General features: G+C 61.3%; 16 protein-coding genes. 11 read left to right on the top strand and 5 right to left on the bottom strand.

Going from position 1 to position 20,155, the window contains the following annotated elements:
• Positions 1 to 20 precede the first annotated feature (20 nt).
• Both lgt and ACA068_RS27870 read left to right on the top strand, forming a co-directional pair.
• Positions 21 to 827 carry a prolipoprotein diacylglyceryl transferase gene (gene lgt / locus ACA068_RS27875; RefSeq protein ID WP_497306192.1) on the top strand — a complete coding sequence of 269 codons (807 nt, stop codon included), beginning with the start codon at positions 21 to 23 and terminating at the stop codon, positions 825 to 827.
• Between the two features lie 48 nt (positions 828 to 875).
• Complete coding sequence (locus tag ACA068_RS27870; protein ID WP_438661234.1) at positions 876 to 1,847, top strand: thymidylate synthase; 972 nt, start codon at positions 876 to 878, stop codon at positions 1,845 to 1,847.
• Between the two features lie 127 nt (positions 1,848 to 1,974).
• Here the strand turns inward: ACA068_RS27870 and cadR are convergent, their stop codons facing one another.
• Complete coding sequence (gene cadR, locus ACA068_RS27865) at positions 1,975 to 2,424, bottom strand: Cd(II)/Pb(II)-responsive transcriptional regulator (RefSeq protein WP_497306190.1); 450 nt, start codon at positions 2,422 to 2,424, stop codon at positions 1,975 to 1,977.
• An 84-nt stretch (positions 2,425 to 2,508) separates the two neighbouring features.
• On the opposite strand from cadR, the gene ACA068_RS27860 reads away from it, so the two are divergent.
• The 7 genes from ACA068_RS27860 to ACA068_RS27830 all read left to right on the top strand — a co-directional run bounded on the left by ACA068_RS27860 (position 2,509) and on the right by ACA068_RS27830 (position 11,615).
• Positions 2,509 to 4,794 (top strand): heavy metal translocating P-type ATPase, encoded by a 2,286-nt coding sequence (locus tag ACA068_RS27860; protein WP_497306189.1) that lies wholly within the window; start codon positions 2,509 to 2,511, stop codon positions 4,792 to 4,794.
• Positions 4,795 to 4,810: 16 nt separating this feature from the next.
• On the top strand, positions 4,811 to 5,674 hold the full coding sequence (locus tag ACA068_RS27855; RefSeq protein WP_497306187.1) for a LysR family transcriptional regulator: 864 nt from the start codon (positions 4,811 to 4,813) through the stop codon (positions 5,672 to 5,674).
• A gap of 231 nt (positions 5,675 to 5,905) precedes the next feature.
• The gene (locus tag ACA068_RS27850) at positions 5,906 to 6,982 is read left to right on the top strand and encodes a putative 2-aminoethylphosphonate ABC transporter ATP-binding protein (protein ID WP_010466754.1); all 1,077 of its coding nucleotides are present in this window, start codon (positions 5,906 to 5,908) and stop codon (positions 6,980 to 6,982) included.
• A complete protein-coding gene (locus ACA068_RS27845) occupies positions 6,982 to 8,706 on the top strand; it encodes a putative 2-aminoethylphosphonate ABC transporter permease subunit (RefSeq protein ID WP_497306185.1) in 1,725 nt (574 codons plus the stop codon). Before ACA068_RS27850 ends, ACA068_RS27845 begins: the two co-directional genes overlap by 1 nt.
• A 69-nt stretch (positions 8,707 to 8,775) precedes the next feature.
• On the top strand, positions 8,776 to 9,801 hold the full coding sequence (locus ACA068_RS27840) for a putative 2-aminoethylphosphonate ABC transporter substrate-binding protein (RefSeq protein WP_497306184.1): 1,026 nt from the start codon (positions 8,776 to 8,778) through the stop codon (positions 9,799 to 9,801).
• A 123-nt stretch (positions 9,802 to 9,924) separates the two neighbouring features.
• Positions 9,925 to 11,058, top strand: a complete 1,134-nt coding sequence (locus tag ACA068_RS27835) for a TIGR03364 family FAD-dependent oxidoreductase (protein WP_497306183.1) — start codon at positions 9,925 to 9,927, stop codon at positions 11,056 to 11,058.
• Entirely contained in the window at positions 11,058 to 11,615 is a 558-nt protein-coding gene (locus ACA068_RS27830) for a phosphonate degradation HD-domain oxygenase (protein WP_497306181.1), read from the top strand. Before ACA068_RS27835 ends, ACA068_RS27830 begins: the two co-directional genes overlap by 1 nt.
• A 144-nt stretch (positions 11,616 to 11,759) precedes the next feature.
• Here ACA068_RS27830 and ACA068_RS27825 read toward each other — a convergent pair whose 3' ends face one another.
• Together ACA068_RS27825 and ACA068_RS27820 are read right to left on the bottom strand one after the other, a co-directional pair.
• Positions 11,760 to 13,136 (bottom strand): GTPase/DUF3482 domain-containing protein, encoded by a 1,377-nt coding sequence (locus tag ACA068_RS27825; protein WP_497306179.1) that lies wholly within the window; start codon positions 13,134 to 13,136, stop codon positions 11,760 to 11,762.
• A complete protein-coding gene (locus ACA068_RS27820) occupies positions 13,129 to 14,508 on the bottom strand; it encodes a DUF2868 domain-containing protein (RefSeq protein ID WP_497306177.1) in 1,380 nt (459 codons plus the stop codon). Before ACA068_RS27820 ends, ACA068_RS27825 begins: the two co-directional genes overlap by 8 nt.
• Positions 14,509 to 14,593: 85 nt before the next feature.
• Here ACA068_RS27820 and ACA068_RS27815 point away from each other — a divergent pair, with 85 nt between their 5' ends.
• Positions 14,594 to 15,106: a dihydrofolate reductase gene (locus ACA068_RS27815; RefSeq protein ID WP_497306175.1), complete on the top strand. Its 513-nt coding sequence runs from the start codon at positions 14,594 to 14,596 to the stop codon at positions 15,104 to 15,106.
• 120 nt (positions 15,107 to 15,226) lie between these two features.
• Here ACA068_RS27815 and ACA068_RS27810 read toward each other — a convergent pair whose 3' ends face one another.
• The gene (locus ACA068_RS27810; RefSeq protein WP_497306173.1) at positions 15,227 to 16,618 is read right to left on the bottom strand and encodes an L-cystine transporter; all 1,392 of its coding nucleotides are present in this window, start codon (positions 16,616 to 16,618) and stop codon (positions 15,227 to 15,229) included.
• Positions 16,619 to 16,860: 242 nt separating this feature from the next.
• Between ACA068_RS27810 and ACA068_RS27805 the strand changes: the two genes are divergently transcribed.
• On the top strand, positions 16,861 to 17,916 hold the full coding sequence (locus tag ACA068_RS27805) for an HAD family hydrolase (protein WP_497306171.1): 1,056 nt from the start codon (positions 16,861 to 16,863) through the stop codon (positions 17,914 to 17,916).
• Between the two features lie 188 nt (positions 17,917 to 18,104).
• On the opposite strand, the gene ilvD is transcribed toward ACA068_RS27805, so the two are convergent.
• Positions 18,105 to 19,946, bottom strand: a complete 1,842-nt coding sequence (ilvD, locus tag ACA068_RS27800) for a dihydroxy-acid dehydratase (RefSeq protein ID WP_497306169.1) — start codon at positions 19,944 to 19,946, stop codon at positions 18,105 to 18,107.
• Between the last annotated feature and the right edge of the window lie 209 nt (positions 19,947 to 20,155).

Below are 20,155 nucleotides of genomic sequence, written 5' to 3'. Positions count from 1 at the left end.
ACTTTCAACAAGGAGTCGCAATGCTGCCTTACCCGCAGATCGACCCGGTGGCCCTGGCCATCGGTCCGCTGAAAATCCACTGGTACGGTCTGATGTACCTGATCGGCATCGGCGGCGCCTGGCTGCTGGCATCGCGCCGGCTCAACCGTTTCGACCCGACCTGGACCAAGGAGAAACTCTCCGACATGGTCTTCTGGATGTCGATGGGGGTCATTGTCGGCGGCCGCTTGGGCTATGTGCTGTTCTACGATCTGCACGCTTACCTGGCCAACCCGACGCTGATTTTCGAAGTGTGGAAGGGCGGCATGTCGTTCCACGGCGGGTTCATCGGCGTGATGTTGGCGGCGTTGTGGTTCGGTAAAAAGAACGGCAAGTCGTTCTTCCAGCTGATGGACTTCGTCGCACCGATGGTGCCGATCGGCCTGGGCGCCGGGCGCATCGGCAACTTCATCAACGCCGAGTTGTGGGGCAAGGCAACCGATGTGCCGTGGGCGATGGTCTTCCCGACCGATCCGGCGCAACTGGCGCGTCACCCGTCGCAGCTGTACCAGTTCGCGCTCGAAGGCGTGGCGCTGTTCGCCATTCTATGGCTGTTCTCGCGCAAGCCGCGGCCGACCATGGCGGTGTCCGGGATGTTCGCGCTGTTCTATGGCATCTTCCGTTTCATCGTCGAATTCGTCCGCGTACCGGACGCGCAACTGGGCTATCTGGCCTGGAACTGGCTGACCATGGGCCAGGTACTTTGCGTCCCGATGATCGTCGGCGGGCTGTTCCTGATCTGGCTGGCGTACCACCGCGCTCCGGCGACTCCAGCGGCGGCCGTATAAATTCGAATCCCGGGGTGACGACCCCGGGTTCAAGGACACAGGTAACTCATGAAGCAATATCTCGAACTGGTCGCCCACGTCATCAAGAACGGCACCAAACAGGCCAACCGCACCGGCGTGAACACCATCAGCTTTCCGGGCGCGATGCTGCGTTATGACCTGAAAGAAGGTTTTCCGGCGATCACCACGCGCAAGATGGCCTTCAAATCGGCCATCGGCGAGATGTGTGGTTTCCTGCGGGGCGTGAACAACGCCGCCGAATTCCGCGCCCTGGGCTGCAAGGTCTGGGATCAGAACGCCAACGAAAACGCGCAATGGCTGGCCAATCCGTTCCGTCAGGGTGAAGACGACCTTGGCGAAATCTACGGCGTGCAATGGCGCAAATGGCCGGCGTACAAGCAGATCCCGGTCAGCAACCAGGCCGCCATCGAACAGACCCTGAGCCAAGGCTACCGCCAAATCGCCGAAGGCGAAGAAGACGGCCAGGCCTACGTGGTGCTGTACAAGGCGATCGACCAGATCCGCCAGTGCGTTGACACCATCATCAAGGACCCGGGCAGCCGCCGTATCCTGTTCCACGGCTGGAACGTGGCGCAGCTCGATGAAATGGCCTTGCCGCCGTGCCATCTGCTGTACCAGTTCCACCCGAATGTCGAGACCAAGGAAATCTCCCTGACGCTCTACATCCGCTCCAACGACCTGGGCCTGGGCACGCCGTTCAACCTCACCGAAGGCGCCGCGCTGCTGAGCCTGATCGGCCGACTGACCGGCTACACACCGCGCTGGTTCACCTATTTCATTGGTGATGCCCACGTTTACGAAAACCATTTGGACATGCTCAACGAACAGCTCAAGCGCGAGCCGTTCCCGATGCCGAAACTGGTGATCAGTGACCGTGTGCCGGAGTTTGCCAAGACCGGTGTTTATCAGCCGGAGTGGCTGGAGTTGATCGAGCCGAGCGATTTCTCGCTTGAGGGTTATGAGCATCACCCACCGATGACCGCGCCGATGGCGGTCTAAAGAACCACCGCTGACTTAATGTGGGAGCGAGCCTGCTCGCGATGGGGCCCTGACATTCAGCATTGATGTTGTCTGTCAGGCCGCCATCACGAGCAGGCTCGCTCCCACATTTGGTTTTATGGTGTGCTTAGTGGCCGTGGCTGCGGCCGACATGGGAATGCTCGACTTCCGTCGCCACAACCCCGCCACTCACTTCCAGCCGCTGCAAAATCCCGCACTGATCAATGTCCGGCCCCTCGCCACAGCGTTGGCGCAGGTCGAGCAGTTGTGCCTGCAACGCCAACAACCCATCGATCCGCGCCTTCACGTGATGGATATGCTCGTCGATCAACGCATTCACACTTTCACACTGATCCTGCGGACTGTCGCGCAAGGCCAGCAGACTGCGGATCTCTTCGAGGGTCATGTCGAGGGTCCGGCAGTTGCGGATGAAGGTCAGGCGTTCGGCGTGGGCCTGGGTGTAGACACGGTAGTTGCCGTCGCTGCGGGCCGGTTCCGGCAGCAGGCTTTCGCGCTCGTAATAGCGGATGGTTTCGACGGCGCAGTCGGTGAGTTTCGCCAGTTCTCCGATCTTCATGACGGCAATCTCCAAAAGGGTGCTTGACCCTATAGTGGCTACAGGGTCTTTACTTGGCAACAGGCACCTTCATGGACGCAATCAATGAGCGATTCCCTTCACACCCACAAACCCGAGGCTGATCACGATCACGATCACGATCACGATCACGATCACAGCCACAAGCTGCAGCCTGTGCAGAAGCATGACCATGGCGGGCACGGCGATTCCTGCTGTTCCTCCAAGGCGGCAGCGCCTTCGCTGATCAAGTTGAGCGACACGCCGACCGACGGCGCCCGGCTGAGCAGCTTCCGCATCGACGCCATGGACTGCCCGACCGAGCAGACGCTGATCCAGAACAAACTGGGCAAGCTGGCAGGTGTGCAGCAACTGGAATTCAACCTGATCAATCGAGTCCTGGGCGTGACCCATGACCTGCCGAGCACTGCGCCGATTATCGAGGCGATCAAGTCGCTGGGCATGGTGGCCGAACCGATGGAGCAGGGCACCGAAGCGCCAGCGCCGATCCCCGAGAAAAAGCACTGGTGGCCCCTGGCGCTGTCCGGCGTGGGTGCGCTGGCGGCAGAAGTGATCCACTTCACCAACGCCGCGCCGGACTGGGTGGTGGCGATCATCGCGCTGATTTCGATCCTCAGTGGCGGCCTCACCACTTATAAGAAAGGCTGGATCGCACTCAAGAACCTCAACCTGAACATCAACGCCTTGATGAGCATCGCGGTGACCGGCGCGATTCTGATCGGGCAATGGCCGGAAGCGGCGATGGTGATGTTCCTGTTCACCGTGGCCGAGTTGATCGAAGCCAAGTCGCTGGACCGGGCGCGCAACGCCATTGGCGGCCTGATGCAGATGGCCCCGGAACAGGCCACGGTGCAGCAAGCCGACGGCCGTTGGGTCGAGCAAGACGTCAAAACCATCGAACTCGGTGCACGAGTGCGGGTGCGTCCCGGCGAGCGGATTGGCTTGGACGGCGAAGTCGTGTCGGGCAGTTCGACCATCGATCAGGCGCCGATCACCGGCGAAAGTCTGCCGATCGAGAAGACGGTGGGCGATAAGGTCTTCGCCGGCACCATCAACCAGGCAGGTTCTCTGGAATATTCCGTCACTGCTGCGGCCAATAACTCGACTCTGGCGCGGATCATCCACGCCGTGGAGCAGGCACAGGGCGCACGGGCGCCGACCCAGCGTTTCGTCGATCAGTTTTCGAAAATCTACACCCCGGCTGTATTCATCTTTGCCTTGGCCGTAGCGGTCATTCCGCCGCTGTTCATGGGCGCATTGTGGTTCGACTGGATCTACCGGGCGTTGGTGTTGCTGGTCGTTGCCTGTCCGTGCGCACTGGTTATCTCTACCCCGGTGACCATCGTCAGCGGCCTCGCGGCGGCGGCGCGAAAAGGCATCCTGGTGAAGGGCGGTGTTTATCTGGAGGGCGGTTACAAGCTCGATTACCTGGCGTTGGACAAGACCGGCACGATCACTCACGGCAAACCGGTGCAGACCGATTATTTGTCGCTTGATCCAACCGCTGACGAAACCGCCCCGGCGATTGCGGCAGCGCTGGCCGGTCGCTCGGATCACCCGGTGTCGCTGGCCATTGCCAATGCGGCTGTGGATAAACAATTCGCGACACTGGTTGTGGATAACTTTGAAGCGCTGGCGGGTCGCGGTGTACGCGGGGAAATCAACGGCCAGGTCTACCACTTGGGCAACCATCGTCTGGTGGAAGAGCTGAACCTTTGCTCGCCCGAGCTGGAAGAGAAGCTGTTTGCGCTGGAAAAACAGGGCAAGTCCGTGGTGCTGTTGCTCGACAAGTCCGGCCCGTTGGCGCTGTTCGCCGTGGCCGACACGGTCAAAGAGTCCAGCCGCGAAGCGATCCAGCAACTGCACGACCTGGGCATCAAAACCCTGATGCTGACCGGCGACAACGTCCACACCGCTCAGGCGATTGCCGCGCAAGTCGGCATCGACGAGGCGAAGGGTGATCTGCTGCCGACCGACAAGCTGCAAGCCATCGAAGCACTTTATGCACAGGGCCACCACGTCGGCATGGTCGGCGATGGCATCAACGATGCGCCGGCGCTGGCCCGGGCCGAGATCGGTTTCGCGATGGCCGCCGCCGGTACCGATACCGCCATCGAGACCGCCGATGTCGCCCTGATGGACGACGATCTGCGCAAGATTCCTGCGTTCATCCGTCTGTCGCGGCAAACCTCTAGCATCCTCAAACAGAACATCGCCCTCGCTTTGGTCATCAAGGCGATCTTTCTTGGGGTAACCTTCGCCGGGATCGCCACCATGTGGATGGCGGTATTTGCCGACATGGGCGTCAGCCTGTTGGTGGTGTTCAACGGTTTGCGCCTGTTGCGCAAATAAGCGATGAGGAGCGGGTGTGCTGAGTGCCGAGCTGAAGGCGTTTTACATGGTTGCCCGCCTGGGCAGCATTACCCTGGCGGCGAAAAAGCTCGGCCTGAGCCAACCCACCGTAACGACCCAGATTCGCAATCTGGAAAGCCAGTACTCGGTTGAACTGTTCTTTCGGGGTGGGCGCCGCCTCAGCGTCAGCGATGAAGGCGCGCGGTTGTTGCCGATGGTCAAGGCGCTATTGCAGCAGGAAGCCGAGATTGAGTTTTTCCTGCGCAACAGCGGCCAGGTCCAGGGCACGTTACGTATCGCCGCGACGGCGCCGTATTACATCCTCGACTTGGTGAAGACCTTTCGTGAGCGCTTGCCGCAAGTGGAAGTGTCGGTGGAAATTGGCAACTCCCAACAAGTGCTGGAAGCGCTGGAGGATTACCGGGTGGATGTCGCGGCGTCGTCGCAGTTGCTCGACGATGCGCGGCTGATTCGGCGGGTGCTCGGCAGCGATCCGCTGGTGTTGGCGGTGCATCGCAATCATCCGCTGGCAATTCACGACCATGTTCCTCTGAGTGCCTTGGCCGGGCATACCCTGTTGATGCGCGAGTCGGGCTCGACCACTCGGCGATTGACCGAAGAGTTGCTGGCCAGCGCGGGGGTGAGTTTCGGGCCGCTGTTGGAAATTGGCAGCCGTGAATCGATCCGTGAGGCGGTGCTGCGCAACATCGGCATCAGCATCATTGCCCGACAGGAAGTGCCGCATGACCCGCAATTGCGCGTGCTGACGATAGAGAATGCGCCGCAGATTCCCGAGTATCTGTATTGCCTCAAAGAGCGAAAAAGCGCACGGCTGCCGGCGGCGTTTCTGGGGTTGGCGCAGGAAATGGCCCCGGCCTGATTTTTGTGTTGCCTGTGCCGGCCTCTTCGCGGGCAAGCCTCGCTCCTACAGGGAAATGCGATCACCTGTAGGAGCGAGGCTTGCCCGCGAAGTCGTCAGATCAATCGCCACATCAGCTGTAACTTTGAACACAAATCCTTGAATACCACTATCAGCCGTTTTTGCCTCACTGCCACATGACGGACGCATTACAAACCTAGGATGGCTTCATCTGCTTGATGAGGACTGTCCATGAACCACTCGATCGCAACTGCCCTGACCAATCCCGGCGCCCCGATGAAGGTGCGCGGTGTGCAGAAACGCTTTGGCGCCTTCACCGCGCTGGACAATGTTTCCCTCGACGTGGCGGCCGGTGAGCTGGTGTGCCTGCTGGGCCCGTCGGGTTGTGGCAAAACCACCCTGCTGCGTTGCATCGCCGGCCTGGAGAAACAGGACAGCGGCGAGTTGTACCTCGGCGATCGCGACGTTTCCCACCTGGCACCCCAGGCCCGGGACTACGGCATCCTCTTTCAGTCCTACGCCCTGTTCCCCAATCTCACGGTCGAAGCGAACATTGCCTACGGCCTCGCCGGCAGCGGTCGCGATGAAGTGCGCAAGCGCGTGGGTCAGATGCTGGAACTGGTCGGCCTGACCGGCAGTGAGAAAAAGTACCCCGGCCAACTGTCCGGTGGTCAACAGCAACGTGTCGCGCTGGCTCGGGCCTTAGCGCCCGCGCCATCGTTGCTGTTGCTGGACGAACCCATGTCGGCCCTCGACGCCCGGGTTCGCGAGCATCTGTGCACCGAACTGCGCCAACTGCAGCGCAACCTCGGCGTCACCACCCTGATGGTCACGCACAATCAGGACGAGGCCATGCTGATGGCCGACCGCATCGCCGTGATGAACAACGGCAAGGTCGAGCAGTACGCCACGCCGCAGGACATCTACGACCGCCCGGCCACGCCGTTTGTGGCGGAGTTTGTCGGCCAGGGTAACTGGCTGCCATTCAGCCGCAGCAGCGACAGCCACGCCCAGGTCGGCGGGATGAGCATGCGCCTGGCCGATGGCAGCGCTAAAACCACGTCGGGCCGCCTGTTCTGCCGCCCGGAAGCGATCAACGTCAACCCGCCGGTGCATGAAGAAAACCTGTTCCCGGCCAAGGTCCGCGAGATCACCTTCCTCGGCAACCGCTGCCGCATGAGCTTCGAACTCGATCAACTGCCGGGTCATGCGCTGCTGGCGGAACTGGCGCCGGAAGCCATGCCGCGTCTGGGCGCGCAGCAGATCATGGTCGCCTTGCCGCCGCGCAGCCTGCAGGTGTTTGCCTGATGAGCGCGAACATCGCGCTGCCGATACCGCGCAAGCAGGTTCGGCAGACCTCCCGTGCCGAGATCGGCGACCGGGTGTTCGTGGTCGGCGGCAAAGTCCTTTTACTGGGGTTGCTCGGCCTCGCGGTGTTGATGCCATTGCTGGCGATTTTCTGGCGCGGCTTCAGTTCGGAAGCAGGGCAGGGCGGTGGATGGGTCGCCGCTCGTGAATTGGTGACCAGCGCCAATTTCCACTGGTTGCTCGGCAACAGCCTGAAAGTGTCCCTCAGCGTCGCGGCGATTGTCGTACCGCTGGCCTACCTGTTTGCCTACGCATTGCAACGCACGTTGATTCCCGGCAAAGGTATCTGGCGCGGGATTTCGCTGTTGCCGCTGATGGCACCGTCGATGCTGCCGGGGATTGCGCTGGTCTATCTGTTCGGCAATCAGGGCATGTTGCGTGGTTTGCTCTCGGACAATATCTACGGCTTCTGGGGCATTGTGCTCGGCGAGGTCATCTACACCTTCCCACACGCGTTGATGATTCTGCTGTCGGCCCTTTCCCTGGCCGATGCGCGACTGTTCGATGCCGCCTCCAGCATGGGCGCCAGTCCGGCCAAAGCCTTTCGCAGCATCACCTGGCCGGCGACCCGTCAGGCCGTGTTCGCGGCGTTCTGTCTGGTGTTCACCCTGACCATCACCGACTTCGGCGTGCCCGTGGTGGTCGGTGGCGACTATCAAGTGCTGGCGCTGGAAGCCTACAAGGCGGTGGTCGGTCAGCAACAATTCGGGCGCGGCGCGTTGATCGGCATGGTCCTGCTGCTGCCGGCGCTGTTCAGTTTCGGGGTAGATGCCTGGTTGCGTCGACGTCACGGCGACTCCATGAGCGGCCGGGCTCAGGTGTTTCAACCGGCGCCGTCGAAATGGCGGGACGGCTGCTACCTGGCCATCGTGTTGCTGATCTGCGCGGTGTTGCTGCTGGTGTTCGGCATGGCGGTGTATTCGTCGCTGGTGAAATTCTGGCCGTACAACCTGTCGCTGTCGCTCAATCATTACCAGTTCAACGATACGGCGGGCGGTGGCTGGCTGGCCTATGGCAACAGCGTGAAGATGGCCTTGTGCACGGCGTTGATTGGCAGCGTGCTGATCTTCACCGGCGCGTACCTGATGGAAAAAACCAAGGGCCAGCGTGGGCTGAACCTGACCTTGCGCATGCTCAGTTTCGTACCGATGGCGGTGCCGGGTCTGGTGCTGGGCCTGGGTTACGTTTTCTTCTTCAACCTCACCGGCAACCCGCTGCATGTGCTCTACGGGACCATGACCCTGCTGGTGGTCTGCACCATTGCTCACTATTTGACCACCGCGCAAATGACCGCGACCACGGCGCTGCGCCAACTCGACGCCGAGTTCGAAGCCGCCGCGTTGTCGCTCAAGGCGCCTCTGTATCGGCATTACCTGCGCGTCACCGTGCCGATCTGCCTGCCGGCGCTGCTGGACATCGTGCGCTACCTGTTCGTCTCGGCCATGACCACTGTCTCGGCGGCGATCTTCCTCTACAGCCCCGACACCATCCTCGCGGCGGTGGCGGTGCTGAACATGGACGACGCCGGCAACGTCGGCGGCGCGGCGGCGATGTCGACCCTGATTCTGTTCACCTCGGCGGGCGTGTCCCTGCTGCTGGCCTGGGCTTCGCGCGGTTTGCTGCGCCGTTCCCAGGCCTGGCGGCAGACCGCTCCTGGTAAATAAATCTGTCCCCATAAAAGCTCCCATAAAAGCTCTCAACCCAAAAGCCCTCAACTCAAACAGGAAAAGATCATGTTCAAGCCTATGGCCCTGGCCGCTGCTGTCCTCACCGCTTTCAGCCTGAACGCCTTTGCGGCGCAAACCGAGTTGACGGTGTACACCGCCCTCGAAGCCGAACAACTGAAGACCTACAAAGAAGCCTTCGAAAAGGCCAACCCGGACATTGAGATCAAGTGGGTGCGCGATTCCACCGGGATCATCACCGCGAAGTTGCTGGCGGAAAAAGCCCGCCCACAGGCTGATGCCGTCTGGGGCCTGGCGGCGTCGAGCCTGGCGATTCTCGATCAGCAAGGCATGCTGCAAAGCTATGCGCCGAAGGACCTGGGCAAGATCGGAGGCAACTACCGCGACGCCGCCAACCCGCCAGCGTGGGTCGGCATGGACGTCTGGGCCGCAACCATTTGCTTCAACACCGTCGAAGCCGAAAAGCAGGGTTTGACCAAGCCCGTGAGCTGGCAGGACCTGACCAAGCCTGAGTACAAAGGCAAGATCGTGATGCCCAACCCGGCCTCGTCCGGCACCGGTTTCCTCGACGTCAGCGCCTGGCTGCAAACCTTCGGCGAGAAGCAGGGCTGGCAGTACATGGACGACCTGCACCAGAACATCGGCCAGTACGTCCACTCCGGTTCCAAGCCATGCAAACTGGCGGCTGCGGGCGAATTCCCGATTGGTATTTCCTTTGAGTACCCGGCGGTTCAGTTGAAGCGTCAGGGCGCTCCGCTGGACATCATCCTGCCGAAGGAAGGCCTGGGCTGGGAGATCGAAGCGACCGCTGTCATCAAGGGCACGCCGCACGAAGAAGCCGCGAAGAAACTGGCTGACTTCTCTGCCAGCCCGGCGGCGATGGAGCTTTATAAAGAGAACTTCGCGGTGCTTGCTCAACCGGGGATTGCCAAGCCACAGACTGAATTGCCGGCGGATTATGAGCAGCGTTTGATCAAGAACGACTTCGCCTGGGCGTCGAAGAATCGCGACGAAATCCTCACCGAGTGGCGCAAGCGCTATGACGGCAAGTCCGAGAAAGTGGTTGCCAAGTAACTGACTCACACCTTGTGGCGAGGGAGCTTGCTCCCGCTGGACTGCGCAGCAGGCCCATTTTCAGGGCCGCTACGCGCCCCAGCGGGAGCAAGCTCCCTCGCCACAAAAAGCGGGATTATCTTCATGACACAACACAACGACATGCTGATCGTAGGCGCCGGCATCCTCGGCCTGTCCCACGCTTACGCCGCCGCCCGACGCGGTCAGAAAGTCACCGTTTTCGAACGCAGCGAAACGCCTTTGGGCGCCTCGGTACGCAACTTCGGTCAGGCACTGGTCACCGGCCAACCCCCGGGACAGATGCTCGAGCTGGCCAGGGCCAGCCGTGACATCTGGGGCCAATGGGCACAACTGGCCGGCCTGCAACTCAAGCGCAACGGCTCATATTTGTTCGCCCGCAACGAAGCCGAAGAACACCTGCTGGAAGCTTTCTGCACCGGCCGCGCCGTGGAACACGGTTACCGCGTCGAATTACTGCGCGGTGCTGCATTGCGCGATCTGTACGGCGGTCAGTTCAGCCATCACCTTGCCGCGTTGCACGGCATGGACGATCAGCAACTGTATTCCCGTGAAGCGATTCCAGCGCTGATCGACTATCTGCGCCGCGAACTCGGCGTCACGTTTCACTTCTCCACACTGGTGCGCGACATCGAGCCCGGCCGCTTGCACAGCACCGCTGGATCCTTCAGCGCCGAGCAGATCATCGTCTGTTCCGGCCACGATTATCAGACGCTGCTGGCCGAGCCGATCGCCGAACTCAACCCGCAAATCTGCCGCCTGCAAATGCTCCGCACCCGACCGCAGATCAACCTCAATCTGCAACACGCATTGCTCACCGGTTTGAGTTGCGTGCATTACGGCGCCTTCGCCGATCTGCCGGAAGCGGCGGCGGTGCAGGCGCAAATTCTGCGCGAGGCACCGCACTTGCACGAAAACGGCATCCACCTGCTGATCAGCCCGACGCCTTACGGTGAGTTGATCATCGGCGACTCGCACCATTACGGCCGCGATCCATCGCCTTTCAATGCCGAGCAGGTCGATGACTGGATGATCGAACTCGCTGAACAAACGCTGGGTTGCAGGGTGCAGGTGGTCGAACGCTGGCAGGGTGTCTATGGTTCGCGGGGGCCGGGGCCGTTCTCGTTCTTGCGGCCGATGCCGGGTGTGAGCGTGGCCCTGATGCACACCGGTGTCGGCATGAGCGTCGGGCCGGCGATGGCCGAACGCAACGTTGCGCAGTTGTTGGGGGAAAGTTGATGGAACGTCATGAACAAGTGATCGCCGAAGTGTTCGGTTTGTACGAGCGTTTTGGTGACGCCGACTACATCGGCGAACCGGTGTCACAGATCGAACACATGTCCCAGGCCGCAGAGTTGGCCATGGCAGAAGGCTTTGATGATGAAGTGGTGCTGGCCGCGTTCTTCCATGACATCGGCCATATCTGTGGCGAGAGCGCGCAGAACATGGGCGGCTTCGGTGTGGTCAGCCACGAACGGTTGGGTGCGGATTATTTGCGTCTGGCCGGTTTCAGCGAGCGCCTGGCGCGGCTGGTGGAATACCACGTCCAGGCCAAGCGTTATCTGACGCTTGAAGAGCCCGGGTATTACGAGCGATTGAGCGAAGCCAGCCGCCGGACCCTGGAATATCAGGGCGGGGTGATGACCGCGGAAGAGGCTGAAGCCTTCGAGAAGGATCCGTTATGCAAGGTCAGTTTGCGGATGCGCCAGTGGGATGAGTTGGCCAAGGAGATGTGGGTGCCGGTGATTGATCTGGGTGTCTTGAAGGACAAGGCGTTGCGGCTGTTGGCTGCGTAACGGCTCGAAACCGAGGCGCCGCCTTCGCGAGCAAGCCCGCTCCCACAGGTTCCGTAGTGACTACAGAACTTGTGTCCACCACAAATCCTGTGGGAGCGAGCCTGCTCGCGAAGGGGCCAGCCCGGACACCACAATTGCCAAGGTTTACAACTGCTGCGCCAACACCTCAACCTGCTCCTGCCTTTCTGCCTGACTCAACTTGGGATGAGGATTGAGCGACGACCACTGCGGATGTGCCCGGGCCTTGTTCAGGGCTTCGGGCAGTTTGCCTTCGCGCCAGGTCTTGTCCTGTGGCGTGGCCACCTGGATGCTGTCCAGCGCCGCATGCCCACGGGCATTCAGCGCTTGCAGCAATTGCCGCTGACGCAACGCCAACAGCCGCAGCACGCTGTCGTCGACCGTCAATTCTCGCTGACCTCTGATCTTGCCCATCAACCGGCTGCCATAACTGCGGGCGGTTTGCAGGGCGCCGCCGGCAATTGCGCCGGCCAGTGCCGCCGCGCCGAGGGTCAGGCCGCCCACCAGCAAATCCACCCCGGCACCGGCCGCCGCGCCGGCCGCGATGCCGCCACCGACCCGAACGCCGAGTTGCTTGAGGGTTTCCGGGTTGAACAAATCGTCGCCCCAACGGCCATCGAGCAGCGGCAGGTCACTGGCCGCCGCGTCCTGTGGGCGGAAGGCGTAGAGCTTGAGCAAGCCTTCAACGCAGCGCTGTTCCCGTTGGCGAACGGCTTTGCGCAGTTCGCTGATGGCCTGCTGTTCTTGCTCGGCTTCGCTGACCACGCTGCGCCGGCACGCGGCGCAATCGATCAGCAACTCGGCAATCAATCGCGCCGCACTGTGTTGGCGGGCCAAGCGTTGGGCCTGTTGATCGGCGATCAGGCGCTCCAATTGTTCGCGTGAGTTTTCCAGCAGCAAGGCGAGGCTTTCATAGAGTCGACGTTCGCCATCTTCGGGCGGTGCAACGCTGTCGAAACGCACCAGGGCATGCAGGCCCAAGCGTGCCAGGGCTTCACGCCAATCCGGTTCCCGATGGCTGGCGCTGCTGACGAAATTCAGCACCGGCAGCAGCGGTTTGCCGCAACTGGCCAGCACTTCCAGTTCGTCGCGGTACTTGGCCAGGACCGGCTCCCGAGCGTCGATCACATAGAGACCGGCGTCCGAGGCGAGCAATTGGCGCAGCACTTTGGCTTCCTGTTCAAAACGCTGCCGGGCTTCGCTGCCCTCGAGGAATCGGGCCAGCCGGGCCGGGCCGTCGAGGCGTTCGCCGGGGCGTTCCAGGCGTTCGAGATAGTCGAGCAGGGCAATGGCATCTTCAAGGCCAGGCGTGTCGTAGAGATCGAGCAACGGCTCGCCGTCCACCGACAACCGCGCGCCTTCGACATGGCGGGTGGTGCTCGGGCGATGGGACACTTCACCGAAACCGACATCCCGGGTGAGCGTGCGCAGCAACGAGGTTTTGCCGACGTTGGTGTGGCCGACCACGGCCAGCTTCAAGGGTGCTTTCCAAGTGTTAGTCATGGCCGGTCTCCAGCCAGTTCACGGGCACACAATCGGCGAACGGCAGGTCCAGCTGTTGCAGCGCCACGTGCCAGTCGCCGAGGCGTTCGGCATCCAGTGCTTCGCCGGGCGGCGCTTGCAGCAGCCAGACACGGGTGGCGGCGGCATTGCGCGCCAGTTCGGCGATCAGCGCCAGGCTGCCACGGTCCGGTGAGCGACGCGGATCGCAGGCAATCGCCAAGCGTGCCGGGGGAAAACGACTCAGCTGTTCGAGCAGTTTGTTGCGCGATTCGCGGCTGTCGAGGATGCCGGCGTTGTTCACGGTTTTCGGCAGCTGCGGCGGCCATGGACGTTGATCGTCCAGCTCGATGGCCACCAGCAGCGCGCCGTCGCTTTGCTGTTCACTGACACCGCTTTCGACACGATGCAGTTGCGCAGGCGCGGCATCGCTGATGCCGAGGCGTTCGCTGGTGGGCATCAGGCGTTCGCGCAACTGGGCATAACCGGGCAGGTTCAAATCCAGGTGCAAAGCGGCTTGGCCGGATGTCCAGCGCCACCGACAGAACAGCACCAGCAACAGACGCGGCAACACGCCGTAGACCAGCAACACGCCCACCAGCCACGCCGCCCATGCTTGGCGGGCGCTTTCGATGTTCAGCGCAGCATCGCCACTGGCGCGGATCATCTCCACGCTGGGCACGCTGAAACCGAGCAAGGCCGGCAGGGCGCCGAGGGTTTGGGTCATGGCGACGAAGGTGTCGCCGCTAAGAAGGGTGGTTTCCCAGACAAAGCCGTAGCGCCGGGTCGCCATCAGCATCAGCAAGATCGCCAGGGCGCTGAGCATCGCCAGCAACCACAACCCGTTTACCAGCACGCCGATCGCCCAGCGATTGAGTTTGCGTCGCTGCAATAACAGCAGCAGGGCCGGCGCCAGTTGCGCAGCTTTGGCATCGCGAGCGAGTTTTTCGCTGAGCCACAGCCACAAGCGTCCAAGGCTGGCGCCGTGTTCACCGGCAAACACCAGGCCCAACGCCCAGCTCAACAGCAGAATCAGATTGAGCCCAAGCAGACTGCCCAGGGCCCAGAACACATTCACCGGGGTCTGACCGTCACCCAGTGCGGCAAACGCCAGGCCGGCGCCACTGACGACGGCCAGCAGCGCCATGACGATCAGTGCCAGTCGCGCGCCTTGCAGCCAATGCGTTAGCGCGTCGGCCAAGCCGTCACGCTCGGCCAGCCACACCGCCCGGCGCTGAATCCGCGTCGGCAAGTCGCCGCCGGCACCGCGGGCCAGTCGGTTGGCTTCCAGATCATCCAGGGGGCCGGCGTGTTCTTCACGCAGGCGCACCGTCTCGGTCAGCCAGAGGTTTTGCAGTGGAGTCAGTTCAGTCACGCGCCTTCCCGTCGCTCAAATGAGCTGTGAGCATAACCGCTGTGGCGCTTATCGGGGTACGGGAGGCTCTGGTATCCTCGCCGTCATGACTAAATCACTCCCCCTCAGCCTGATCGCAGCCCTCGGTGAAAACCGTGTGATCGGCGTCGACAACAGCATGCCCTGGCACTTGCCGGGGGACTTCAAATACTTCAAGGCCACCACCCTCGGCAAGCCGATCATCATGGGTCGCAAGACCTGGGATTCCCTCGGTCGTCCGCTGCCGGGCCGATTGAACATCGTGGTCAGCCGTCAGGCGGACCTGGTGCTGGAAGGCGCGGAAGTTTATCCGTCGCTGGAGGCGGCCGTGGTTCGTGCGCAGGAATGGGCGAACGAGCAGGGCGTCGATGAGGTGATGCTGATTGGCGGCGCACAGTTGTATGCGCAGGGGTTGGCTCAGGCGGATCGGTTGTATTTGACGCGCGTGGCGTTGAGCCCGGACGGGGATGCATGGTTTCCGGAGTTTGATTTGACGCAGTGGACATTGGTGTCCAACACCCCGAATCCGGCCGTCGATGACAAGCCGGCGTACAGCTTTGAGGTGTGGGAGAAAGTCTAAAAGCTTCGCGGGCAAGCCTCGCTCCTACAGGATTTGTGTTGATCGCGAAAATTGCGTACGACACAAATCCTGTAGGAGCGAGGCTTGCCCGCGAAGAGGCCCGCTCAGTCGCTGAACGGGTTAAGCGTGAGCCAACTCCGAATGCTCATCCGCTTCCAATAGCTCTTTATCCGTCTGCTGCATGATCTGGCTGGTAATCGCCCCGGCTGTGATCGAACCACTGACGTTCAACGCTGTGCGGCCCATATCGATCAGCGGCTCAACGGAAATCAGCAACGCCACCAATGACACTGGCAAACCCATCGCCGGCAGCACGATCAGCGCGGCAAACGTCGCACCACCACCCACGCCCGCCACACCGGCCGAACTCAAGGTCACAATCGCCACCAGCGTGGCGATCCACAACGGGTCCAGCGGGTTGATGCCGACCGTGGGCGCCACCATCACCGCCAACATCGCCGGGTACAGACCGGCACAGCCATTCTGGCCAATGGTCGCGCCGAACGAAGCGGCGAAACTGGCAATGGATTGCGGGATGCCCAAGCGGCTGGTCTGCGCTTCGATGCTCAGTGGAATCGTCGCAGCGCTGGAGCGGCTGGTGAAGGCAAACGTCAGCACCGGCCAGATCTTGCGGAAGAACCGCAGCGGGTTGATCCCGGCCGCCGACACCAGCAGGCCATGGACCACAAACATCAGGCCCAGGCCGATGTAGGAAACCACCACAAAACTGCCGAGCTTGATGATGTCTTGCAAGTTGGAACCGGCGACAACTTTGGTCATCAGCGCCAAGACGCCGTAGGGGGTCAGCTTCATCACCAGACGCACCAGACGCATCACCCAGGCTTGCAGGGTGTCGATGGCGTTGATCACTTTCTGACCTTTCTCGACATCATCCTTGAGCAATTGCAGGGCAGCGACACCGAGGAACGCTGCGAAGATCACCACGCTGATGATCGACGTCGGTTTGGCGCGGGCGAGGTCGGCGAACGGGTTTTGCGGAATGAACGACAGCAGCAGCTGCGGCACATTCAGGTCAGCGACCTTGCCTGCATAGTCGGTCTGGATGGTTTGCAGGCGCGCCATTTCCTGGGTGCCGGCCACCAGGCCTTCAGCGGTCAGGCCAAACAGGTTGGTCAGGCCGATACCGATCAGCGCTGCGATGGCGGTGGTGAACAGCAGCGTGCCGATGGTCAGGAAGCTGATCTTGCCCAGCGACGACGCATTGTGCAGACGGGCCACGGCGCTGAGGATCGAGGCGAACACCAGCGGGATGACGATCATTTGCAGCAACTGCACGTAACCGTTGCCTACCAGATCGAACCAGCCGATCGAGGCTTTCAGTACCGGGTTGCCGGCACCGTAAATCGTGTGCAAAGCGACACCGAACACCACGCCCAACACCAAGGCGAGCAAGACTTTTTTCGCCAGGCTCCAGGTGGTGTGACGGGTTTGCGCGAGGCCCAACAGTAACGCGAGAAACACCAGCAGATTGAGGATCAGCGGCAGATTCATGAGAACTCCGAAAGTGACTTGTGCCAGCCACCTTCCGGGGCAGCTGCGAACCGGCAAGCCTAACAGCTTGATTTCCAATGATTTAATATCAAAAAAGTCTGATAACTGTCGTTTTTGGAATAAGCCGGTGTCGCTGTCGGGGATGCATTTGGCGCGAAAGGGACGTGAGCGGTCGCTGGCAGGCGAGAGCTGTCACACTTATTTGTTAGCGTCGACATCTTTGGATCAGGGAGAACCCGCCGATGAAACTCGCACCGAAACTTCTCGCAGCAGCACTCTGTCTTGGCCTCGCCGGCCAGGTGTTCGCCACGGATTTGAAACACTGGCCAGCCGATCAGGCCAAGGCGCTGGACGCGATGATCGCGGCCAACGCTAACAAAGGTAACTACGCGGTGTTCGACATGGACAACACCAGTTACCGCTACGACCTTGAAGAGTCGTTGCTGCCCTACATGGAAAACAAGGGCCTGATCACTCGCGAGAAACTCGACCCCTCCCTGAAACTGATTCCGTTCAAAGACACCGCCGACCATAAGGAAAGCCTGTTCAGCTACTACTATCGCCTCTGCGAACTCGACGACATGGTGTGCTATCCATGGGTCGCGCAAGTGTTCTCCGGTTTCACCCTCCAGGAACTCAAAGGCTACGTCGATGAGCTGATGGCCTCAGGCAAACCAGTGCCGGCCACCTATTACGAAGGCGATGTGGTGAAGAACCTCGACGTCAATCCGCCGAAAATCTTCACCGGTCAGAAAGAGCTCTACAACAAGCTGATGGAGAACGGCATCGAGGTCTACGTGATGACCGCCGCCTCCGAAGAGCTGGTGCGCATGGTCGCTTCCGATCCAAAGTATGGCTACAACGTCAAACCGCAAAACGTGATTGGTGTGAGCCTGCTGCTCAAGGACCCGAAGTCCGGCGAACTGACCACGGCGCGCAAGCAAATCACCGCGGGCAAGTATGACGAGAAGGCCAACCTCGGTCTCGAACTGACCCCGTACCTGTGGACCCCGGCGACCTGGATGGCGGGCAAGCAAGCGGCGATCCTGACCTACATCGATGAGTGGAAAAAACCGGTGCTCGTTGGCGGCGACACCCCGACCAGCGACGGTTTCATGCTCTTCCACAGCGTCGACGTGGCCAAGGGCGGCATCCACTTGTGGGTCAACCGCAAAGACAAATACATGACCCAGATTAACGGCATGATGGCCAAGCACGCGGCGGCACAGGCCAAGGAAGGGTTGCCGGTGACGGCGGACAAGAACTGGGTGATCGTCAAGCCCGAAGAGATTCAGTAAGCATCGAAGATCCAATGTAGGAGCGAGCCTGCTCGCGTGAAGACGGTGGGTCATTCAGCATTGATGTTGACTGACCCGGCGCTTTCGCGAGCAGGCTCGCTCCCACAGTTGATCTCCATTGGCTGAGGAATTTTGCTCAAAAAAATGCCCCGCACTTGGCGGGGCATTCTTATTTCTACGACTGACGTTTACAGACCGTCGAGCATCGCCTTGTTACGCACGGCGCCCTTGTCGGCGCTGGTCGCCAGCAGGGCGTAGGCCTTCAGTGCAGTGGTCACCTTGCGTGGACGTTTTTCCACCGGTTTCCAGCCTTTCTGATCCTGCTCGGCACGGCGGCCGGCCATTTCTTCGTCGCTGATCAACAGGTTGATCGAGCGGTTCGGAATGTCGATCAGCACCTTGTCGCCGTCCTGTACCAGACCAATCGCGCCACCTGCTGCGGCTTCCGGCGATGCGTGGCCGATGGACAGGCCCGAGGTGCCGCCGGAGAAACGGCCGTCGGTGAGCAGAGCGCAGGCTTTGCCCAGGCCCTTGGATTTCAGGTACGACGTCGGGTACAGCATTTCCTGCATGCCCGGGCCGCCTTTCGGGCCTTCGTAACGAATGATCACGATGTCGCCGGCCTTCACTTCGTCGGCGAGGATGCCGCGAACGGCGCTGTCCTGGCTTTCGAAGATCTTCGCGTTGCCTTCGAAGACGTGGATCGATTCGTCGACGCCGGCGGTTTTCACCACGCAGCCATCCAGCGCGATGTTGCCGTAGAGAACGGCCAGGCCGCCTTCTTTCGAGTAAGCGTGCTCGACACTGCGGATGCAGCCGTTTTCACGGTCATCGTCCAGGGTTTCCCAACGGGTCGACTGGCTGAACGCGGTTTGCGTCGGGATGCCCGCAGGACCTGCCTTGAAGAAGTGATGCACGGCTTCGTCGTCGGTCTGGGTGATGTCCCACTTGGCGATGCCTTCAGCCAGGGTTTTGCTGTGCACGGTCGGCAGATCGGTGTGCAGCAGACCGCCACGGGACAGCGAGCCGAGGATGCTGAAGATCCCGCCGGCACGGTGTACGTCTTCCATGTGGTACTTCTGGATGTTCGGCGCGACTTTGCACAGTTGCGGCACGTGACGGGAGAGACGGTCGATGTCGCGCAGGTCGAAATCGATCTCGGCTTCCTGGGCGGCGGCCAGCAAGTGCAGGATGGTGTTGGTGGAGCCGCCCATGGCGATGTCCAGCGTCATGGCATTTTCGAACGCCTTGAAGTTGGCGATGTTGCGCGGCAATACCGACTCGTCGTTCTCGCCGTAGTAACGTTTGCACAGCTCGACGATGGTGCGGCCGGCCTGCAGGAACAGCTGTTCGCGGTCGCTGTGGGTGGCCAGGGTCGAACCGTTGCCCGGCAATGCCAGGCCCAGGGCTTCCATCAGGCAGTTCATCGAGTTGGCGGTGAACATTCCGGAGCATGAGCCGCAGGTCGGGCAGGCGCTGCGCTCGTACTCAGCGACTTTCTCGTCAGAAGCGCTGGAGTCGGCGGCGATGACCATGGCGTCGACGAGGTCGAGACCGTGGCTGGCCAGTTTGGTCTTGCCGGCTTCCATCGGGCCGCCGGAAACGAAGATCACCGGGATGTTCAGGCGCAGGGCGGCCATCAGCATGCCAGGGGTGATCTTGTCGCAGTTGGAGATGCAGACGATGGCGTCGGCGCAGTGGGCGTTGACCATGTATTCGACGGAGTCGGCGATGATCTCGCGGCTCGGTAGCGAATAGAGCATGCCGTCGTGGCCCATAGCGATGCCGTCATCCACGGCGATGGTGTTGAATTCTTTTGCCACACCGCCAGCGCGTTCGATTTCGCGGGCGACCAGCTGGCCGAGGTCCTTGAGGTGGACGTGGCCCGGTACGAATTGGGTGAACGAGTTGGCAATGGCGATGATCGGCTTTTTGAAGTCGTCATCTTTCATCCCCGTGGCGCGCCACAATGCGCGGGCGCCGGCCATGTTGCGGCCATGGGTGGACGTTTTCGAGCGGTAATCAGGCATGAAGCACTCCGGGCGGCTAATCAGGTATCAAAAGGGAAGTGAGCTTCTATTGACGTCTGGAACACCCAGAAATGGCCGTGTGTCCGGAAGTTGCCGATAACTTTGCGGGATCGCCGCGCGCTTCAGCTTGAGCTCATAAACCCGCCGGGGGATGACTGGCGATGAATGTCGCGATTCTACACGGCTGGCGTCAGGAGGGAATGCCGGGA

The organism is Pseudomonas sp. LBUM1660 (assembly GCF_059695935.1).
The sequence above is the reverse complement of the archived record's forward strand: the minus strand, read 5'-3'. Positions and strand labels throughout refer to the sequence as shown.